General features: G+C 61.3%; 21 protein-coding genes. 16 read left to right on the top strand and 5 right to left on the bottom strand.

What is annotated here, in order from left to right; all coding sequences use genetic code 11:
* Positions 1-42: 42 nt before the first annotated feature.
* From M5G18_RS26205 to M5G18_RS26170, 8 genes are all read left to right on the top strand, one after another.
* Positions 43-1,044 (top strand): response regulator, encoded by a 1,002-nt coding sequence (locus M5G18_RS26205; protein WP_039769610.1) that lies wholly within the window; start codon positions 43-45, stop codon positions 1,042-1,044.
* 106 nt (positions 1,045-1,150) lie between these two features.
* Positions 1,151-2,246 (top strand): peptide chain release factor 2 gene (gene prfB / locus M5G18_RS26200; protein WP_102621447.1). Its coding sequence is split into 2 segments (ribosomal slippage): positions 1,151-1,222 and positions 1,224-2,246, totalling 1,095 coding nucleotides; the frame shifts between segments, so codons are not numbered across the junction.
* A gap of 69 nt (positions 2,247-2,315) precedes the next feature.
* On the top strand, positions 2,316-3,818 hold the full coding sequence (lysS, locus tag M5G18_RS26195) for a lysine--tRNA ligase (protein WP_007954693.1): 1,503 nt from the start codon (positions 2,316-2,318) through the stop codon (positions 3,816-3,818).
* A 118-nt stretch (positions 3,819-3,936) separates the two neighbouring features.
* Positions 3,937-4,641, top strand: coding sequence for a TetR/AcrR family transcriptional regulator (locus M5G18_RS26190; protein WP_045121751.1), 705 nt, complete (start codon positions 3,937-3,939; stop codon positions 4,639-4,641).
* A gap of 135 nt (positions 4,642-4,776) precedes the next feature.
* Complete coding sequence (locus tag M5G18_RS26185) at positions 4,777-5,331, top strand: hypothetical protein (RefSeq protein WP_273896355.1); 555 nt, start codon at positions 4,777-4,779, stop codon at positions 5,329-5,331.
* A gap of 33 nt (positions 5,332-5,364) precedes the next feature.
* A complete protein-coding gene (locus tag M5G18_RS26180; protein ID WP_007954701.1) occupies positions 5,365-6,642 on the top strand; it encodes a flavohemoglobin expression-modulating QEGLA motif protein in 1,278 nt (425 codons plus the stop codon).
* Positions 6,643-6,792: 150 nt separating this feature from the next.
* Positions 6,793-7,707 (top strand): alpha/beta hydrolase, encoded by a 915-nt coding sequence (locus tag M5G18_RS26175; RefSeq protein WP_273896356.1) that lies wholly within the window; start codon positions 6,793-6,795, stop codon positions 7,705-7,707.
* The gene (locus M5G18_RS26170) at positions 7,704-8,033 is read left to right on the top strand and encodes a PA3694 family proteiin (protein ID WP_007954703.1); all 330 of its coding nucleotides are present in this window, start codon (positions 7,704-7,706) and stop codon (positions 8,031-8,033) included. Before M5G18_RS26175 ends, M5G18_RS26170 begins: the two co-directional genes overlap by 4 nt.
* 423 nt (positions 8,034-8,456) lie before the next feature.
* On the opposite strand, the gene lptF is transcribed toward M5G18_RS26170, so the two are convergent.
* From lptF to M5G18_RS26155, 3 genes are all read right to left on the bottom strand, one after another.
* Positions 8,457-9,245 carry a lipotoxin F family OmpA-related lipoprotein LptF gene (lptF, locus tag M5G18_RS26165; protein ID WP_273896357.1) on the bottom strand — a complete coding sequence of 263 codons (789 nt, stop codon included), beginning with the start codon at positions 9,243-9,245 and terminating at the stop codon, positions 8,457-8,459.
* 55 nt (positions 9,246-9,300) lie between these two features.
* Entirely contained in the window at positions 9,301-9,705 is a 405-nt protein-coding gene (locus tag M5G18_RS26160; protein ID WP_007954708.1) for a DUF4398 domain-containing protein, read from the bottom strand.
* 366 nt (positions 9,706-10,071) lie between these two features.
* Positions 10,072-10,416, bottom strand: coding sequence for a hypothetical protein (locus tag M5G18_RS26155; RefSeq protein ID WP_011332654.1), 345 nt, complete (start codon positions 10,414-10,416; stop codon positions 10,072-10,074).
* A gap of 214 nt (positions 10,417-10,630) precedes the next feature.
* Between M5G18_RS26155 and ppc the strand changes: the two genes are divergently transcribed.
* The 7 genes from ppc to M5G18_RS26120 all read left to right on the top strand — a co-directional run bounded on the left by ppc (position 10,631) and on the right by M5G18_RS26120 (position 17,859).
* Positions 10,631-13,261 (top strand): phosphoenolpyruvate carboxylase, encoded by a 2,631-nt coding sequence (gene ppc / locus M5G18_RS26150; protein WP_273896359.1) that lies wholly within the window; start codon positions 10,631-10,633, stop codon positions 13,259-13,261.
* A 288-nt stretch (positions 13,262-13,549) separates the two neighbouring features.
* Complete coding sequence (gene adk / locus M5G18_RS26145; protein ID WP_007954716.1) at positions 13,550-14,200, top strand: adenylate kinase; 651 nt, start codon at positions 13,550-13,552, stop codon at positions 14,198-14,200.
* A 94-nt stretch (positions 14,201-14,294) separates the two neighbouring features.
* Positions 14,295-14,969, top strand: a complete 675-nt coding sequence (gene tsaB / locus M5G18_RS26140) for a tRNA (adenosine(37)-N6)-threonylcarbamoyltransferase complex dimerization subunit type 1 TsaB (protein WP_273896360.1) — start codon at positions 14,295-14,297, stop codon at positions 14,967-14,969.
* Between the two features lie 172 nt (positions 14,970-15,141).
* Positions 15,142-15,450 carry a hypothetical protein gene (locus tag M5G18_RS26135; RefSeq protein WP_273896362.1) on the top strand — a complete coding sequence of 103 codons (309 nt, stop codon included), beginning with the start codon at positions 15,142-15,144 and terminating at the stop codon, positions 15,448-15,450.
* The gene (locus M5G18_RS26130; protein WP_134021768.1) at positions 15,450-16,310 is read left to right on the top strand and encodes a DUF72 domain-containing protein; all 861 of its coding nucleotides are present in this window, start codon (positions 15,450-15,452) and stop codon (positions 16,308-16,310) included. Before M5G18_RS26135 ends, M5G18_RS26130 begins: the two co-directional genes overlap by 1 nt.
* Positions 16,311-16,342: 32 nt before the next feature.
* Positions 16,343-17,164, top strand: a complete 822-nt coding sequence (locus M5G18_RS26125; RefSeq protein ID WP_273896365.1) for an isocitrate lyase/PEP mutase family protein — start codon at positions 16,343-16,345, stop codon at positions 17,162-17,164.
* Positions 17,165-17,166: 2 nt separating this feature from the next.
* Entirely contained in the window at positions 17,167-17,859 is a 693-nt protein-coding gene (locus M5G18_RS26120) for an extensin-like domain-containing protein (RefSeq protein WP_273896366.1), read from the top strand.
* 4 nt (positions 17,860-17,863) lie between these two features.
* Here the strand turns inward: M5G18_RS26120 and M5G18_RS26115 are convergent, their stop codons facing one another.
* Positions 17,864-18,478, bottom strand: coding sequence for a hypothetical protein (locus tag M5G18_RS26115; RefSeq protein ID WP_007954734.1), 615 nt, complete (start codon positions 18,476-18,478; stop codon positions 17,864-17,866).
* A 93-nt stretch (positions 18,479-18,571) separates the two neighbouring features.
* Here M5G18_RS26115 and M5G18_RS26110 point away from each other — a divergent pair, with 93 nt between their 5' ends.
* Positions 18,572-19,354 carry a class I SAM-dependent methyltransferase gene (locus tag M5G18_RS26110; RefSeq protein WP_420793298.1) on the top strand — a complete coding sequence of 261 codons (783 nt, stop codon included), beginning with the start codon at positions 18,572-18,574 and terminating at the stop codon, positions 19,352-19,354.
* Positions 19,355-19,399: 45 nt separating this feature from the next.
* On the opposite strand, the gene M5G18_RS26105 is transcribed toward M5G18_RS26110, so the two are convergent.
* Positions 19,400-20,035, bottom strand: a complete 636-nt coding sequence (locus M5G18_RS26105; RefSeq protein WP_273896367.1) for a TetR/AcrR family transcriptional regulator — start codon at positions 20,033-20,035, stop codon at positions 19,400-19,402.
* Between the last annotated feature and the right edge of the window lie 5 nt (positions 20,036-20,040).

Below are 20,040 nucleotides of genomic sequence, written 5' to 3'. Positions count from 1 at the left end.
CCATCCGCAATCCTGGCCCCCGCAGCACTCAGGTGACCGCCCATGAATGACTTACAGATCGATGACATCAAAACCGACGAGAACGCCGCCATGGTGTTGTTGGTGGACGATCAGGCGATGATCGGCGAAGCCGTGCGCCGTGGGCTGTCGAATGAAGAGAACATCGACTTCCACTTCTGCTCCGACCCGCATCAGGCCGTGGCGCACGCGGTGCGGATCAAGCCGACCGTGATCCTGCAGGATCTGGTGATGCCCGGCCTCGACGGCCTGAGCCTGGTGCGCGAGTACCGCAATCACCCGGCGACCAAGGACATTCCGATCATCGTCCTGTCGACCAAGGAAGACCCGCTGATCAAGAGCGCGGCGTTCTCCGCCGGGGCCAACGATTACCTGGTGAAACTGCCGGACAACATCGAGCTGGTGGCGCGCATCCGCTATCACTCGCGCTCCTACATGACGTTGCTGCAACGGGACGCGGCCTACCGCGCGTTGCGGGTCAGCCAGCAGCAATTGCTCGACACCAACCTGGTGTTGCAACGCCTGATGAACTCCGACGGCCTGACCGGGCTGTCCAACCGCCGGCACTTCGACGAATACCTGGAACTGGAATGGCGCCGCTCGCTGCGCGACCAGAGCCAGTTGTCGCTGCTGATGATCGACGTCGATTACTTCAAGTCCTACAACGACACCTTCGGCCACGTCGAAGGCGACGAAGCCTTGCGCAAGGTCGCCACGGCGATTCGCGAAGCCAGTGCCCGGCCGTCCGATCTGCCGGCGCGTTATGGCGGCGAAGAGTTTGCGCTGGTGCTGCCCAACACCTCGCCGGGCGGGGCCCGACTGGTGGCGGAAAAGCTGCGCCAGACGGTTGCGGCGCTGAAGATTCCGCACAATGCCCCCGCCGAAGGCTCGAGCCTGACCATCAGTATCGGCCTGGCGACCATGGTGCCGGAGTCGGGCAGCGACTGCCGGTTGCTGATCTCGGCGGCGGACCGTGGCCTGTACCTGGCCAAGAACAACGGGCGCAATCAGGTGGGGATCGAATGAACCATTGGGTTCATTCGCCTCAAGAGCCGCCAGACGGGCTGCCGTGACAGCTTGATTACGTTATACTCGCCGGCTTTCAAAAGTTCGCCAACGAGTGCTGCCCGTCATGGAAATCAACCCGATCCTGAACACTATCAAGGACCTGTCCGAGCGCTCCGAAACTATTCGGGGGTATCTTTGACTACGATCAAAAGCATGAGCGTCTGATCGAAGTCAATCGCGAGCTTGAAGATCCTGCAGTCTGGAACAAACCTGAATACGCCCAGGAACTGGGCCGCGAGCGCGCTGCGCTGGCGCAGATCGTCGACACCCTCGACGAACTGAACGGTGGCCTGGCCGATTGCCGCGAGCTGCTGGACATGGCCGTTGAAGAGAACGACGAGGGCGCGGTCAACGACGTCGTCGAAGTCCTTCAAGGTCTCGAAGAGTCCCTGTCCAAGCTCGAATTCCGCCGTATGTTCAGCCACGAGATGGACCCGAACAACGCCTACCTGGACATCCAGGCCGGTTCCGGCGGCACCGAAGCCCAGGACTGGGCCAACATCCTGCTGCGCATGTACTTGCGCTGGGCCGACAAACGCGGTTTCGACGCGACCATCATGGAGCTGTCGGCCGGTGAAGTCGCCGGGATCAAGGGTGCGACCGTGCACATCAAGGGCGAATACGCCTTTGGCTGGCTGCGTACCGAGATCGGCGTGCACCGTCTGGTGCGCAAGAGCCCGTTCGACTCCGGCAACCGTCGCCACACCTCGTTCTCCGCGGTTTTCGTCTCGCCAGAGATCGACGACAAGGTGGAAATCGAAATCAACCCGGCAGACCTGCGGATCGACACCTATCGTTCCTCCGGTGCCGGTGGTCAGCACGTAAACACCACCGACTCGGCCGTACGTATCACCCACGTACCGACCAACACCGTGGTGAGCTGCCAGAACGAACGTTCCCAGCACGCCAACAAGGACACCGCCATGAAAATGCTGCGGGCCAAGTTGTACGAGCAGGAAATGCAGAAGCGCAACGCGGCGTCCCAGGCGCTGGAAGACACCAAGTCGGATATCGGCTGGGGTCACCAGATCCGTTCGTACGTGCTCGATGCGTCGCGGATCAAGGATCTGCGCACCAACATCGAACGCAGCGACTGCGACAAGGTGCTCGACGGCGACATCGACGAATACCTGGAAGCCAGCCTGAAATCGGGCCTGTAAGCTTTCACCCGACCTCAAGTCCCCCGCCATCGGCGGGGGCAACGAACCTGTGATGGAATATTTAAAGACATGAGCGACCAACAACTCGACCCGCAAGCCCTGCAACAGGAAGAAAACTCCCTGATCGCCCTGCGCAAGGAAAAGCTTGCTGCCGAGCGCGCCAAGGGCAATGCCTTCCCGAACGACTTCCGCCGCGAAAACTACTGCGAAGCACTGCAGAAACAGTACGCGGACAAGACCAAGGAAGAGCTGGCAGAGGCTGCGATCCCGGTCAAGGTTGCAGGTCGCATCATGCTCAACCGTGGCTCGTTCATGGTGATCCAGGACATGACCGGTCGCATCCAGGTCTACGTCAACCGCAAGACCCTGTCCGAAGAAACCCTGGCCGCGGTGAAAACCTGGGACATGGGCGACATCATCGCCGCCGAAGGCACCCTGGCCCGTTCCGGCAAGGGCGACCTGTACGTCGAGATGACCAGCGTGCGCCTGCTGACCAAATCCCTGCGCCCGCTGCCGGACAAGCACCACGGCCTGACCGACACCGAACAGCGCTACCGTCAGCGCTACGTTGACCTGATCGTCAACGAAGACGTGCGTCAGACCTTCCGCGTCCGTTCGCAAGTGATCGCGCACATCCGCAGCTTCCTGATGAAGCGCGACTTCCTCGAAGTCGAAACGCCGATGCTGCAGACCATTCCTGGCGGCGCCGCGGCCAAGCCGTTCGAAACCCACCACAACGCGCTGGACATGGAAATGTTCCTGCGTATCGCGCCGGAGCTGTACCTCAAGCGTCTGGTGGTTGGCGGCTTCGAAAAAGTGTTCGAGATCAACCGCAACTTCCGTAACGAAGGCGTTTCGACTCGTCACAACCCTGAATTCACCATGTTGGAGTTCTACCAGGCGTACGCCGACTACGAAGACAACATGGACCTGACCGAAGAACTGTTCCGCGAACTGGCGCAGCTGGTTCTGGGCAGCACCGACGTGCCGTACGGCGACAAGGTGTTCCACTTCGGCGAGCCGTTCGTGCGCCTGTCGGTGTTCGACTCGATCCTCAAGTACAACCCCGAGCTGACCGCCGATGACCTGAACGACATCGACAAGGCGCGCGCCATCGCCAAGAAGGCCGGCGCCAAGGTGCTGGGCTTCGAAGGTCTGGGCAAGCTGCAGGTGATGATTTTCGAGGAGCTGGTCGAGCACAAGCTGGAACAGCCGCACTTCATTACCCAGTACCCGTTCGAAGTGTCGCCGCTGGCCCGTCGCAACGACGACAACCCGAACGTCACCGACCGCTTCGAGCTGTTCATCGGCGGCCGTGAAATCGCCAACGCCTACTCCGAGTTGAACGACGCGGAAGACCAGGCCGAGCGCTTCATGGCGCAGGTGGCCGACAAGGACGCCGGCGACGACGAAGCCATGCACTACGACGCCGACTTCGTTCGCGCGCTGGAGTACGGCATGCCGCCAACGGCCGGCGAAGGTATCGGCATCGACCGTCTGGTGATGCTGCTGACCAACTCCCCGTCGATCCGCGACGTGATCCTGTTCCCGCACATGCGGCCACAAGCGTAAGTGTTTCAATAAAAAAGCCGCCTGAAATGGGCGGCTTTTTATTGCCTGTCTGGTACAAACGTATCAAATGGTTAATTTTGAAGAAAACAACAGAGGTATGCCTGTCGTGATCGGTGCAATGGCTCAAGAGGGTGCAGCGGGAATCGCCACTGCGGTCGCTGAAAGTGTTCAGTACCAGGGCCGCAAGGCCAGCCGGCAGGGCAGTGAACAGCGTCGACAGGACATTCTCGATGCGGCGATGCGCATTGTCGTGCGCGACGGCGTGCGGGCCGTGCGTCACCGGGCGGTGGCGGCCGAGGCCGGTGTGCCACTGTCGGCCACCACGTATTACTTCAAGGACATCGATGACCTGCTCACCGATACCTTCGCCCAGTACGTCGAACGCAGTGCGGCCTACATGGCCAAGCTGTGGATCAACAACGAAGGCCTGCTGCGCGAAATGGTGGTCAGCGGTGACGGCAGCCCGGAATCGCGTTCGCAACTGGCCGACGACATCGCCCGGCTGATGGCCGACTACGTGCACCGGCAACTGGTCAACCGTCGCGAGCATTTGATGGCTGAACAGGCGTTCCGTCAGGAAGCACTGCTCAACCCGCGTCTGGCGGTATTGGTGCGCTCCCATCAGCAGATTCTGTTGCAGGGCACCTGCCAGTTGTTCCAGGTATTGGGCTCGCGCGAGCCGCAGCAGGATGCCAAGGTGTTGACGGCGATTATCGGACGGATGGAATATCAGGGCCTGCTCAACGACGCCGAGCCTTTGGCCGAAGAGGACATGCTCGGCATTCTGACGCGCTATATGCACCTGGTACTCGCGTCGGTGTAACGCAATCCCCTGTGGGAGCGAGCTTGCTCGCGATTGCGATCTGTCATTCAAAGTCTTCATTGGCTGACACTCCGCCATCGCGAGCAAGCTCGCTCCCACAGGTTCGCTGGTGAGTTCGGGTCTAGGGAGTGTCGAATGAAAGCCTGGCGTGGCGTGCTGATCGCCTTGTCGTTCCTGCTGCTCAGCGGTTGTCTGGTGACCTTCCGCGAGCCGCTGCCCGCCAGTGAACCGGCGCCCAAGGGCCTGCTCGGCCAATGGTCGAGCACCAATGCCTGGGGCGAGCCGATGAATCTGGAGCTGACGCGCCTTGGCAACGATCGCTATCAGGCGGTTGCGTACTTCAAAGCCAAACCCCGCGAGCGTGAAGCCTATCCGTTCACGGTGTCGCGCCACGGCAACCGCTGGTACCTGTCGGCGAAGGTGCCGGCGCAATACGGCGGGCACTTCACCATCGCCGGCTTCGAGATCACCGACAAGCGCGAACTGGTGATCTACAACCTCGACCTCGAACAGATCAACCAGGCCATCGCCCAGAAAGCCCTCGACGGCCAGGGCTTCCAGACCGATGACGGCGAAGGCGTGCAGGTCGACAGCCCGCTTGAAAAGGTCTTTGCTTACCTCGACGACCCGGCCAATTCCGACGTTTTCGTCGAAGCGGCGCGCTATCAGCATCAGGCCAAAGCCAAATAATTCAGTTCGTCACGTTTTCTACAGGAGTTTCGGGTGGACGATTACCAGCAGACGATACGCATTCTGTCCGATCGCATAGTGCTGGCGCAGACGCCGATCCGCGTGCTCGACGCGGTCAAGTGGGACGAGAACATCCGCAAGGGTTTCCTCAAGGCCAAGGGCAAGGAATTGCCGGCGGTGGATCGCGACTACTACCTCAACCGGCCGCTGTCCTTTGATTCGAGCAAGGTCAAACTGGAGTTCCAGAACATCGAGCGCGACATCACCCGTCAGCTCGGCCAGTTCAACCCGGTCGGCCAGATCATGCGTCGCATGTGCAAGGAATACCGGATGGTGGTGCGCATGCTCGAAGCGCGCGGCACCGAGGATTTCGGCCTGATTTCCCAGGAACTGTACGGCGCCGCGTCCGATGCGTTCCACGCCGGTGACCCGACCCTGGCCGACCTCGGCCTGATGATGTCCGACTACCTGAACAACATCGACGGCCGTGGCGACCTGAAGGACGAACCGAAGATCCTCACCGCCAAGGACGCCGTGCACCTGCTGCAAACCCGGCTGAACAAGGTGTTCGGCGAGGCCGAGGAAACCATCCGCGTGTTCGAGTCCGACGGCATCGTCGCCGACGCGGCGGCAGGCGCCGACTACATAAAGATCCGCACCGACGCGATGTTCAACGACCGCGACGTGCGCGCGCTGGAGGTCCACGAGGGCCTGGTGCACGTCGGCACCACGCTCAACGGTTTGAACCAGCCGATCTGCACCTTCCTGTCCAAGGGCCCGCCCTCGTCGACGGTGACTCAGGAAGGCCTGGCGATCCTGATGGAAATCATCACCTTTGCCTCCTATCCGAGCCGTTTGCGCAAACTGACCAACCGCACCCGCGCCATTCACATGGTCGAGGAGGGCGCGGACTTCCTGCAGGTGTTCGAGTTCTTCCGCGAGCAGGGTTTCGAGATGGCGGAAAGCTACGGCAACGCCAGTCGGGTTTTCCGTGGATCGACGCCGACCGGTCTGCCATTCACCAAAGACTTGTCCTACCTCAAGGGCTTCATCATGGTTTACAACTATATTCAGTTGGCCGTGCGCAAGGGCAAGCTCGAGCAGATCCCGTTGCTGTTCTGCGGCAAGACTACGCTTGAGGACATGCGAACCCTGCGTCAGCTGGTGGACGAAGGCCTGGTGGTGCCGCCCAAGTACCTGCCGGACCAGTTCCGCGACATGAACGCGTTGTCGGCGTGGATGTGCTTCTCCAACTTCCTCAATCACTTGAGCCTGGACCGGATCGAGGCGGATTACTCGAATATCCTGTAACCACACCGATTGATCGTTCCCACGCTCTGCATGGGAATACATCCCGTGACGCTCCGCGTCACAGTGGACGCGGAGCGTCCATGGCGGCATTCCCACGCGGAGCGTGGGAACGATCTAATTCCAACCCGAAATTTTGCGAGGTTTCACCGGATGAGAATCCTCGGCATCCTTTGCCTGCTCCTGACCCTCGGCGGTTGCAGCTCCTTGCTGTTCTACCCCGAACCGGGGCAGATATTCACGCCGGAAAAGGCCAAACTCGAATACCGCACTGTCACCCTGACCACCGCCGACGGCCTCAAACTGAACGCCTGGTGGCTGCCGGCCAAGCCCGGTGTCGAGGTCAAGGGCACGGTCCTGCATCTGCACGGCAACGGCGGCAACCTGCCGATGCACTTGGGCGGGAGCTGGTGGTTGCCGAAAAACGGCTATCAAGTGCTGCTGGTGGACTATCGCGGTTACGGCTTGTCCGAAGGCGAACCGAGCCTGCCGGCGATCTATCAGGACATCGATGCCGCCTTCGCCTGGCTGGACAAGGCGCCTGAGGTCAAAGGAAAACCGCTGATCCTGCTCGGCCAGAGCTTGGGTGGTGCAATGGCCGTGCATTGGCTGGTGCAACATCCGGAAAGACAAAAACAGCTCAAGGCCCTGGTGCTCGACGGCGTGCCCGCCAGTTACCGCAGCGTCGGCCAATACGCCCTCAGCACTTCGTGGCTGACCTGGTCGTTTCAGGTGCCGCTGTCGTGGCTGGTGCCCGATGGCGACAGTGCGATCAACGCCATGCCGCAGCTAAAAGGCGTGCCGAAACTGATCTTCCACAGCCTCGACGATCCGCTGGTGCCCCTTTCCAACGGCATCCGTCTGTATCAAGCTGCGCCGCCACCGCGCGTACTGCAACTGACCCGGGGCGGGCATGTGCAGACCTTCGGCGATCCGGTCTGGCGTCAGGTGATGCTGCGCTACCTCGACGATCCCGAGCACTTCAACGGCCTGCGCCGCCTCGGCGAGATCCCGAATTATCCGACACCCCCGAATTCTGAAGACGAACCACCAGAGAGTCCGCAATGAGTGAAGAACGTAACGCCATCCCGCTGATCATCACCGGCATCTGCAGCATCCTCGGCACCGTCGGCGCCCTGTGGTACTACGGCTACCTGCACTTCGCCAAACCCGAGGATGCGTTGCTGCTCAACGAATTCACCATGCTCAAGACCATTCCCGGCGAAGACTACAAAGTCTCCCTGACCCCGGCGCCGCAAGTGGCGCAGTGCATCGATGGCGTGCTGGTGCTGTTCGACACCGAACAGAAAGGCCTGACCGGGGTGCTGGTCAATGCACAGAAAAAAGCGGTGCGCTGCATGGGCGAAGAGACGCCGCAGAAGCTGGAGGAGTGATTCTGCAGGGCCAGCCCCTCACCCTAACCCTCTCCCAGAGGGAGAGGGGACTGACCGAGTTGTCTGACGCTATACATCGACCTGAAAGATCGCGTCGATTGTGGATTCGGTAAAAACGCTGTCAGGTCGACGTATTTCTGGGGCATCTCTTGATCGGCTCCCTCTCCCAGAGGGAGAGGGAACTGACCGAGTTGTCTGACGCCATACATCGACCTGAAAGATCGCGTCGATTATGGATTCGGTAAAGAAATCTCAGGTCGGTGCATTATCAAATATCCCCCAATCGGCTCCCTCTCCCTCGGGGAGAGGGCTGGGGTGAGGGGGTGCGATCTCAGCTACCCCACCCATTTCAGGCCGAACACCTCAAACAGAAAAAGCCCCGCCTGATCACTCAGGCGGGGCTTTCACATTTCAGCGTGACGCTTAGTTCGAGCTGACAGCCGAACGTGGAATCACCGGCTGGTTGTCGTTGGAAATGGTCACTTCCACCCGACGGTTCATGGCACGGCCCGAAACGGAAGTGTTATCCGCTACCGGGTATTCCTTGCCGTAACCCTGGGCAACGATGCGCGACGGATCGACGCCCATCTTGATCAGTGCAACCTGCACCGAAGTCGCGCGACGCTCGGACAGCGACTGGTTGTAATTCGCCGCACCGGTGCTGTCGGTGTAGCCCTCGACGATCACTTTGCGATCAGGGTTTTCCTGGAGGAATTGCGCCAGTTTGTTGATGTTCACCAGACCGCTGGATTTCAGGTCGGCCTTGTTGGTGGCGAACAGCACGTCACCGAAGGTCACCAAAGTACCGCGATCGGTCTGCTTGGCGTTGAGGCTGTCCTGCAGCTGCTTGATCTGCTGATCGCGAGCGTCCAGACGGGCCTGGGCACGTTGGGCGGCGGCGTTCTTCAGGTTGTTTTCAGCGGTACGCAGGGCGATGGTCTGCTTGGCCACTTCCACGCGCTGGTTGGTCAGGTAGGCCAGTTGGTCGACCTTGTGCTGGTCTTCCTTGTCCAGATAAGCCTTGTCGGCCTTGTCCAGGTAATCACTGGCATCCTTGGTTTCCAGCGCCGCGACTTTGCTGGCTTGCGGGTTGGCTTGCAGGCCGGCGTAGTTGGTGCGCGCCTGTTCCAGGTTCGGGTTCGGCGGCGTCGAGCAGGCAGCCAAGGCAACGCTTGCGGCCAGGAGAGCGGGGATCATCAGTTGTTTACGCATAATCATTCGTCCTTTCTATCGATAAGAGTTTCAGCCTTGCGGTCGGGATGCGCGCTTACTGCACGGTGCGCTGACTTTCCTGACGCAGTTCCTGAACACCTTTCTGGGAATCCTTCACAGCTTGTTCGGCTTTCATCGCCTGAGCCTTGCGTTCTGCGACGCGGGCATCCCACTCGGCCTGTTCGGACAATGTGCGAGCCTCGTCATACTTCTTGTCGTGCATGGCGATTTCGGCTTGTTTGAGTTTGTCCTGCGCCTGCTTCATCTCGACGGCGGCGAATTCGGTACCGCCGGCGCTGACCGCGCTGTTGACCGCCGATTGAGTCACGGCGTACTGCTCGGTCGGTGGATTGCCGGCGCAACCGGCCAGCACGAAGCTGGTGCCGATGGCGAGAGCGGCCAGTTTCAGACCGCGCAGGTGGGAGAACGAGGTTTGGGTCTTCATGGTCTTCAACTCCATTGGTTAACTCCTTGAAAGCTTCGAAATCCATCCTGGTAGCGGAGCCGCAACCGTCATGTGCAAGTGCGTTTTGAAACGCTCGTTCCAGGCGTGGTTACCTGTTCCGACCGAAGGCATTTTTCAAAAGTTCAGAAAAGATGGCTCATCGCCAAAAAATATTCTGACCAATTGGACAAGGCTCTAAACCGGGAACTTTGGCGGGGGAGAGTGGTACGCGCGGGCGAAAAACGGCGTAAAAGCGGAGGGGAAATACAGTCCCTGTGGGAGCTGGCTTGCCAGCGATGAGGCCATCAAATTCAACGCGTTTGCGGCTGAACTGACGCCATCGAGGGCAAACCGTTTCCCACAGTTTTGAAGGGTCAGGGATCAGTGTTTTTGCTTGCCGGCAGCAGCCGACAAGTCGTGCAGATGACGCCGCGACAACGCGAGAAAACGCGGGGTCGGGCCGACATCTTCATAGAGCGGATCGCCTTCCTCGTCGGTGGCGACCACGGTCGAACCTTTCACATACGGCAGGCTCGCTTCGAACTCTTCGAGGGCGGCGCCGATCAGCTCGCCGAGCAGTTCTTCGGCGTGACGTTTGGGGTACATCTCGGCAATTGCCGCCAGCCGTGCGGCAGCTTCCACATCCAGATGAATCGTGTAGCCGGTATCGGTCAGGCGACCCTTGGCGGTTTCTTCCCAATGCTGGGCGAGTTCACGGATTTTCATAAAAACCTCATGTCGCACCTGCTCATGGCAGGTCTTGGTGAGTGTCCGGCGTCAGCCGGCGGCAAGCCGTTGTGGGGCTTACCCTTGAGACTAGCTTCAACGCTCAAGGTTTAAAGTCCCTTCGTCGTCTGCTTGTAAGAAGCGTCCCAGAGCGGCACTCTCTGTTCATCCACTCACTTGCGATCCGTCACCGATTACTGCTGGAGAGATGCTGATGACCGATATTGATGCACGCTTGCGCGAAGACGTTCACCTGCTCGGTGAGCTGCTGGGCAACACCATCCGTGACCAGTACGGCGAGGCGTTTCTCGACAAGATCGAGCAGATCCGCAAGGGCGCCAAGGCCGACCGGCGCGGCTCGATGAACGCCGAACTCAGCGCCAGCCTCAATCAATTGAGCGAAGACGAACTGCTGCCGGTGGCGCGGGCCTTCAACCAGTTTCTCAACCTGGCGAACATCGCCGAGCAGTACCAGCTCATCCATCGCCGCGAAGAGACCCAGGCTGCGCCGTTCGAGTCCCGCGTGTTGCCGGAACTGCTCGCCCGCTTGCGCAACGAAGGGCACAGCGCCGAATCCCTGGCCCGGCAACTGGCGCGCCTGGAAATCGAACTGGTGCTCACCGCGCACCCGACCGAAGTGGCCCGCCGCACGCTGATCCAGAAGTACGACGCGATTGCCGCGCAACTGGCGGCTCAGGATCACCGTGACCTGACCACGGCCGAGCGCGAGCAGATCCACAACACCCTGCAACGTTTGATCGCCGAAGCCTGGCACACCGAAGAAATCCGCCGCACCCGGCCAACCCCGGTGGACGAAGCCAAGTGGGGTTTTGCGGTGATCGAACACTCGCTGTGGCAGGCGATTCCCAACCACATGCGCAAGGCCGATCAGGCGCTGTTTGCGGCCACCGGTTTGCGCTTGCCACTGGAAGCTGCGCCGATCCGCTTCGCTTCGTGGATGGGCGGCGACCGTGACGGCAACCCGAACGTGACGGCTGCCGTGACCCGCGAAGTGCTGTTGCTGGCGCGCTGGATGGCGGCGGATCTGTACCTGCGTGATGTCGATCACCTGGCCGCCGAACTGTCGATGCAGCAGGCCAGCGAAGCGCTCAAGGCCCGGGCCGGCGACAGTGCCGAGCCGTATCGTGCGGTGCTCAAACAATTGCGTGAACGCCTGCGCGCCACGCGCAACTGGGCCCATGCATCGCTGACCGCAACCACCCCGGCACCGGCCGATGTGTTGCACAACAACCGCGACCTGCTCGATCCGCTGGAGCTGTGTTTCAACTCGCTGCACGAATGCGGCATCGGCGTGATCGCTGACGGGCCGTTGCTCGATTGCCTGCGTCGGGCCGTGACCTTCGGCTTGTTCCTGGTACGCCTCGATGTGCGTCAGGATTCGTCCCGCCACAGCGCGGCCATGACCGAAATCACCGATTACCTCGGCCTCGGCAAGTACGAGGATTGGGACGAAGAACAGCGCATCAGCTTCCTGACCCGCGAACTGCAAAACCGTCGGCCGTTGCTGCCGGCGCATTTCAAACCCTCGGCGGACACCGCCGAAGTGCTCGCCACCTGCAAGGAAATCGCCGCCGCGCCGGGCGCTTCGCTGGGCTCCTACGTGATCTCGATGGCCGGCGCCGCTTCTGATGTGCTGGCGGTGCAATTGCTGCTGAAAGAGTCCGGCGTTTTGCGGCCGATGCGTGTGGTGCCGTTGTTCGAAACCCTCGCCGACCTCGACAACGCCGGCCCGGTGATCGAACGTCTGTTGCTGCTGCCGGGTTATCGCGCGCGCCTGCAAGGTCCGCAGGAAGTGATGATCGGCTATTCCGACTCGGCCAAGGACGCCGGCACCACCGCGGCAGCATGGGCGCAGTACCGGGCGCAGGAGCGGCTGGTGGAAATCTGCCGTGAGCAGCAAGTCGAACTGCTGCTGTTCCACGGTCGCGGTGGCACCGTGGGCCGTGGCGGCGGCCCGGCGCACGCGGCGATTCTGTCGCAGCCGCCGGGTTCGGTGGCCGGACGTTTCCGCACCACCGAGCAGGGGGAAATGATTCGATTCAAATTCGGCCTGCCGGACATCGCCGAGCAAAACCTCAATCTGTATCTGGCCGCCGTACTCGAAGCGACCCTGTTGCCACCGCCGCCACCGACGCCTGAATGGCGGCATCTGATGGATGAACTGGCCGCTGACGGTGTCGCCGCTTACCGTGCGGTGGTGCGGGAAAATCCGCAGTTCGTCGAGTATTTCCGCCAGTCCACACCGGAGCAGGAGTTGGGGCGTTTGCCATTGGGCAGCCGTCCGGCCAAGCGCCGTGCCGGCGGGATCGAAAGTCTGCGGGCGATTCCGTGGATCTTCGGCTGGACCCAGACTCGCCTGATGCTGCCGGCCTGGCTCGGCTGGGAAACCGCATTGAGCAAGGCGCTGGAACGCGGCGAAGGCGAATTGCTCGGGCAGATGCGCGAGCAGTGGCCGTTCTTCCGCACGCGCATCGACATGCTGGAGATGGTGCTGGCCAAGGCCGACGCCGACATTGCGCTGTCCTACGACGAGCGTCTGGTGGAGTCGGACTTGCTGCCTTTGGGTGCGCACTTACGCGACCTATTGTCGCAGGCGTGTTCCGTAGTCCTCGGCCTGACCGGTCAGTCGCAGCTACTGGCACATAGCCCGGACACCCTGGAATTCATCCGTCTGCGCAACACCTACCTCGACCCGCTGCATCTATTGCAGGCCGAGTTGCTGGCGCGCTCGCGGCAGCAAAATGTCGAGCAGGGCAGCCCGGTGGAACAGGCGCTGCTGGTGTCTGTGGCGGGGATTGCCGCCGGTTTGCGAAATACCGGCTAAGGTTTTCTGCGTGGGGCGGGGCACCCGGGGCGAACCTCGGGCGCCGTTTATTGGCCGTGGGAAAAATGCGGTCAGGCGACAGTTAATGATGGGGTTGCGACTTGGGGAACCGCGTCGCAAGGTCGCGGCGGGCGCCGGTTTCTCCGACTTTTGGCGTCTTGTGTGGGCGCAGCCTGCTGTGTATCTTGATCAGCCTTTGGCCGTTTGGGCGGCCACGACCCGTTTTATGAGATTGGCCCCACGAGGCGAATCCGTTGTTTTTTATATAAAAAATTGAGGAGCACATCGATGCGCGTCATTCTGCTGGGAGCTCCCGGGGCCGGTAAAGGTACTCAGGCTAAGTTCATCACCGAGAAATTCGGCATTCCGCAAATCTCCACCGGCGACATGCTGCGTGCTGCGGTCAAGGCCGGCACCGAGCTGGGCATCAAGGCCAAGAGCATCATGGATGCCGGCGGCCTGGTGTCGGATGACCTGATCATCGCGCTGGTCAAGGACCGTATCGCTCAAGCCGACTGCGCCAAGGGTTTCCTGTTCGATGGCTTCCCGCGCACCATTCCTCAGGCTGAAGCGCTGGTGACTGCCGGTGTCGAGCTGGACGCCGTGGTCGAAATCGCCGTTGAAGACGAAGAAATCGTTCAGCGTATCGCCGGTCGTCGCGTTCACGAGGCCAGCGGCCGCGTTTACCACATCGTCTACAACCCGCCGAAAATTGCCGGTAAAGACGACATCACCGGTGAAGAACTGGTACAGCGCAAGGACGACACCGAAGAAACCGTGCGTCATCGCCTGTCGGTCTACCACTCGCAGACCAAGCCGCTGGTGGAGTTCTACCAGAACCTGTCCGCCAAGAACGGTGGCAAGCCGAAGTACAGCCACATCCCTGGCGTCGGTTCGGTTGAAGCGATCACCGCCAAGGTGCTTGAAGCGCTGAGCTGAAAAACCTGATCCGCTGCATCATCCACGGCCCGCTTGCGGGCCGTAGTTGTTTATACTGGCGCACTTTTTCCCCACCTGATTTACGGACACATCGATGAGCACCTTGCTGGCCCTGGACACCGCGACTGAAGCTTGCTCCGTTGCCTTGCTGCATGACGGCAAGGTCACGAGCCATTACGAGGTGATCCCGCGCCTGCATGCGCAGAAACTGCTGCCGATGATCCAGCAACTGCTGGCCGACGCCGGCACCACCCTGCAAGCGGTGGACGCCATCGCTTTCGGCCGTGGGCCGGGCGCTTTCACTGGGGTGCGGATCGCCATCGGTGTGGTGCAAGGCCTGGCATTTGCGCTGGATCGCCCGGTGTTGCCGGTGTCGAACCTGGCCGTGCTGGCGCAACGGGCTTATCGCGAACACGGCGTGAGCCAGGTCGCGGCCGCCATCGATGCGCGGATGGATGAGGTGTATTGGGGTTGCTACCGTGAGACGGCCGGGGAGATGCGTCTGGTCGGCGCCGAGGCGGTGCTGCCGCCGGAAGTCGCCGCATTGCCGGACGATACCTCGGGTGACTGGTTCGGTGCCGGCACTGGCTGGGGTTATGGCGAACGCATTGCTTTGAACCTGAGCGGGTCCGACGCTGGCATGCTCCCACACGCCGAAGACCTGCTGACCTTGGCGCGATTTGCCTGGGAGCGCGGTGAAGCGATTCCGGCAGACGACGCCCAGCCGGTTTACCTGCGCGACAAAGTGGCCACCCCGAAAGCCCGCTGAGGCTATTCACCCTGTGGCATTCGCCACAGGGTTCTCCCGTTCCTGCCAATCGTCCGTTTCTAACCCCGCGCTTTAAACCTTTTGTCTTTTATGTGTTCTAGTTATCACTCGGCGATTTGCTAAGTCGGTCAGGTGCCGCTAAATTGCCATCATCGATACCGAGCATGACTTTATGCGTATAGGCGGCGTTTCCACTCATTCCTACCCCATCAAGCGCAAGCCTCGCAAAGGCAATCCGGCGCTGGATGAGTCCGTCGACGATATCGACGGCGAGCTGGAATTCCCGACCGAAGAGCAATTGGCTGCCCGTGCCGCCAAAGCCACCGCGCAACGCCTGAGCAATCTGCCCGCCCGCCAACAAGACATGATTTATCACCGCGCGATGAAGAAAAGCGTGGCCATGGCCCTGGCCAGCTACCTGAGCACCGCCGGTTTTGTCGATTGGGATGCAGACGTGCTGGGCCTCGATCTGTACATCTGATGGATCTGCCTTACTACCTCGGTTGCCCGTCCTGGAGCGAAAACGCCTGGCGCGAGTATCTGTATCCGGTAGACGCCAAGACCTCCGATTTCCTCGGACTATATTCGCAAGTATTCAACGCTGTTGAAGGCAACACGACCTTCTACGCCAGCCCGTCGCCTGCCACCGTGCAGCGCTGGGCCGAGGTGATGCCGGAGCACTTTCGTTTCACCGCCAAGTTCCCCGGTGACATCAGCCACAGCGGCGACTTGCGCGATCAGTTGACCGCCGCGGAAACCTTCCTCCAGCTACTCAAGCCGCTCGGTGAGCGCGTCTCGCCAATGTGGCTGCAACTGTCGAAAAGCTTCACACCGCACCGCTTGCCGGAACTCGCCGCATTCATCGATGCGCTGGATTGTCCGCTGGCGGTGGAAGTGCGGCACGAGCAGTTTTTCGCCAAGGGTGAAAGTGAGCGACTGCTCAACCGGCTGTTGCTGGATCGTGGCGTGGAGCGCATCTGTCTCGATCCGCGAGCCTTGTTCAGTTGCCTGTCGACCGAGTCATCGGTGATCCACGCCCAATCGAAAAAGCCCCGCGTCCCGACGCGTCCGGCAGCGTTCACTCAATTCCCGCAGGTGCGCTTCATCGGCCATCCGGAGCTTGAGGCCAACGATCCGTTCCTGGTGCCGTGGGTGGCGAAGATCGCCGAGTGGATCGAAGAGGGCCGCACGCCGTACATCTTCCTGCACACCGCCGATAACCTTCTCGCGGCGAAGCTGGCACAACGTTTTCACGCACAACTGATGCAACGTTTGCCTGGCCTGCGATCCTTGCCTGAGCTATACAGAGAACCCGCCGCCGAGCAACTTGGCCTGCTCTGAGGCGGATTTCTTTCCTGCCCAGGAGCCTGCCGATGGACGCTCAAGCCCGTAAAGCCGAAACCTTCAAAGCCTTGCACGAACGCCCCGGGATTTTCGTGATTCCCAATCCGTGGGATACCGGTTCTGCGAAGATGCTCGCCAGTCTCGGCTATCAGGCGCTGGCGACCACCAGCGCCGGTTATGCGTTTTCCCAGGGCAGAGCCGATGGTGGCCTGAGCCTCGATGATACGCTGGCCAATGTCCGGGCGATTGTCGCGGCCACTGATCTGCCGGTGGCGGTGGATCTGGAAAACGGCTTCGCCGACGCCCCGACCGAATCGGCGCAAAGTTTGATCCGCGCAGCCGAGGCGGGCGCCGTGGGTGGTTCGATCGAAGATGCCACCGGCCGGGAAGACTCGCCAATCTACTGCTTCGAACACGCCGTGGCGCGGATCGAAGCCGCCGTCGCAGCGGTGCGCACCTTGCCGTTTCCCTTCACCCTGACGGCCCGTGCGGAGAACTACCTGCACGGCAATCCCGATATCAACGACACCATCCGCCGTTTGCAGGCCTTTGCCGAAGCCGGCGCCGACGTGCTGTACGCACCGGGCCTGCGCACCGCCGAAGAAGTCCTGGCGGTGGTGCGCGCGGTGGCGCCGAAACCGGTCAATGTGTTGATGTCCGGCGGATTGAAGCTGACGGTGCAGCAGCTGGAAGAAATGGGCGTGAAGCGGATCAGTACCGGCTCGGCGCTGGCCCTGGCGGCGTTCGGCGAGTTTTTCCGCGCGGCTGAAGAAATCCAGCAGTCCGGCACGTTCACCTTTACCTCCCGTTCGATGCCGTACGCCAAGGCCAATCAATTCTTCAAGGGATGAGCATGGGGCGCTGGCTGCTGTTGGCGGGGCTGCTGATCATCGGTGGTAGCCTGATCGGCGTCTGGCGCGGTTGGCTCGATGTGCCGCCGCAGTGGAACCCGTGGGCGCCACTGGACGTGCAGGCGACGCCCAACTGGCTCACGGGCTACAAGTTGATGCGTCTGCGCAGTGATCCGCTCTTGTGCGAGCAGGCATTGAGCAGCTCTGGCCTGCGGGTTTCGCCACAGGCCGACAGTCCCGATGCCAAATGCCCGCTGATCGGCGCTTTGCGTGTGCAGGGCGGCGGGGTGGGGCTCAGCAGCAGCTTTCTCGCCAGTTGCCCGTTGGCGGTGGCGTTTGCGATGTTCGAGCGCCATACGCTGCAACCGGCGGCGCAGCAGGTCTACGGTCAGCCTGTGGCGCGTGTCGATCACCTCGGCAGCTTCGCCTGCCGCAACGTCTACAACCGCGAGAACGGCGCGCTCAGCCGCCATGCCAGCGCCGATGCGCTGGACATCGCCGGCTTCCGCCTGGCGGATGGTCGCGCGATCAACGTGCTCAAGGACTGGTCGAAGCAAAATCAGGACGCGCAGTTTCTACGTCAGGTGCGCGATGGCGCCTGCGAGGCGTTCAGTGTGGTGTTGAGTCCGGATTACAACGCGGCCCATCGCAATCACTTTCATGTCGATGTCGGGCGCTGGAGCGTGTGTCGCTGAGGGATCAGGCGGCGATGCGCAGGTTTTGCTGAACGATTGGGCGCACCCAGCCGTTATCGAAGTCCAGGGCTTTCTGCTGCTCGACGATTTCTTCCGGCGGGAACGGCGGGTAAGGCTGCAGCAGGTCCAGATCGAACTCGGCAATCGGCAGGTACAGCGGTTTTTTCTGCGGGGCAGGGCCTGGCTCCGGAATCGGCTGGCCGTTGTTGATCACGACCGGGCGAACCCAGCTGCTGTCGAAATCCTGCTGCTTTTGCTGAGTCTTGATTTCTTCTGCCGGGAACGGAGGGTACGGCTCGGCCAGTGTCATGTCGATCTCGGCGATCGGCAGGAACAGCGGCTCCGGCGGACGCACCTCGGTTTCAACCACATCGCATTCACGCTGGCTGACGATGTGCGCGTGCAGTTCGCTGCCGACGGTCGGTTCTTCAGGGCTTTGCAGATCGACCGGCGGGAAAGTGCCGCAGGCTGGCACCACATCACTCGATTGTTCGGCCAGTGCCTGGGCAAAGAAATCCTGCCACAGGTGGCTGACGCCGCCCAATGCTTGAGTGTTATGACGGCTGAAGTCGCCTGTGGGCGAAATGTAGCCAATCGATGTGGGAAGAATGCCTGACATTTTTTTCGGTTGACGCTCAGCTCTGGCAAAATGCGCGTTGATTGGGTTATCGGCGGATTTTGCCGATCCTTAACTTTTTTGAGCGTGTTTTCCATGATTGAGCAACCCGCGGCCTGCCGCATCCATGTCGAGGCCCTCGGCCCGACGTTCGAAGCGCAGGCCGAGCAGTGGGCGCAGCGCCTGAATCTGCCATTGCAGGTGGTCGACGGCGAGTTTGCCCTGCAGGTCGGCGAGCAGGGTTTGCAGCTGCAACAACTGGGACCGGATGCGCCGGGGCCGGTGCGGGTCGACTTCGTCGAGGGTGGCGCGGCCCATCGCCGGTTGTACGGCGGTGGCAGCGGGCAGATGATCGCCAAGGCGGTCGGCATCGCCCAAGGCGTGCGTCCTCGGGTGCTGGATGCGACGGCGGGGCTCGGGAAAGATGCGTTCGTGCTGGCGAGTCTGGGCTGCGAGATGAGCCTGATCGAACGTCAGCCATTGATCGGCGCGTTGCTGGAGGATGGTCTGGCCCGTGCGGCGGAAGACTTCGATGTGGCGCCGATTGTGGCGCGGATGAAGCTGCTAAAGGGCAACTCCATCGAGGTGATGCGCAACTGGGAGGGCGAGCCGCCGCAGGTGATCTACCTCGACCCGATGTTCCCGCATCGTGAGAAAACCGCACTGGTGAAGAAGGAAATGCGCCTGTTCCGCCCGCTGGTAGGCGATGATCCGGATGCGCCGGCCCTTCTGGAAGCGGCGTTGGCACTGGCCACGCACCGGGTGGTGGTCAAGCGTCCGCGCAAGGCGCCGTGCATCGAAGGGCCGAAGCCGAGTCATGCGCTGGATGGCAAATCCAGTCGCTATGACATCTACCCGAAGAAAGCGCTCAAGGCCTGAGCCGTCCCATAAGAAAATCCCACGCATGGCGTGGGATTTTTGTTTTCAGGGTCGAAAGGCCCGCATGAACAACCCGACCACTTCCTGCACATGACTTTCCGCCGCCTCACCGGTCAGCGGCTCACCGCAGCCGTACAACAGGCGGAAATTCCCTGCACCCTTGATCAGGCAAAAGAAGTGCTCGGCGGCGTTGTGCGGGTTGTCGATGCTCAGCACGCCGGTTTCGTGAATCCGCCGCAGCAAACGTTCCATCCCCTGCACCATGCGTTGAGGGCCGGCCTCGAAGAAGATCAGCGACAGCTTCGGATCCTGACTGCCCAGCGCCATGATCAGGCGATGCAGGTTCACCGATTCATCGCTGTTGATCAGGTGGTGAAAGCCTCGCGCAATGTTCAGCAACACATTTTCCACTGCGATGCCGTCGGGCAATTCGAAGAACAGCGGCGGTAATTGCTCCTCGCATTTGGCTACTACGGCGGCAGAGAACAGCGTCTCCTTGTCGTTGAAATGGCTGTAGACCGTCAGCTTCGACACGCCAGCCTCGGCGGCCACCGCGTCCATGCTGGTGTTGGCATAGCCATGACTCAGAAACAGGATTTTCGCCGCCTCGAGAATCGCCTGGCGCTTGGCCGGATCCTTCGGGCGGCCGGGGCCGTTTGGAGCTGAAAGATTGTTCGACATTCTTC

It is taken from the genome of Pseudomonas aphyarum (assembly GCF_028657055.1).
GTDB classification, from domain to species: domain Bacteria; phylum Pseudomonadota; class Gammaproteobacteria; order Pseudomonadales; family Pseudomonadaceae; genus Aquipseudomonas; species Aquipseudomonas aphyarum.
This window is presented reverse-complemented; position numbering and strand designations above follow the sequence as displayed.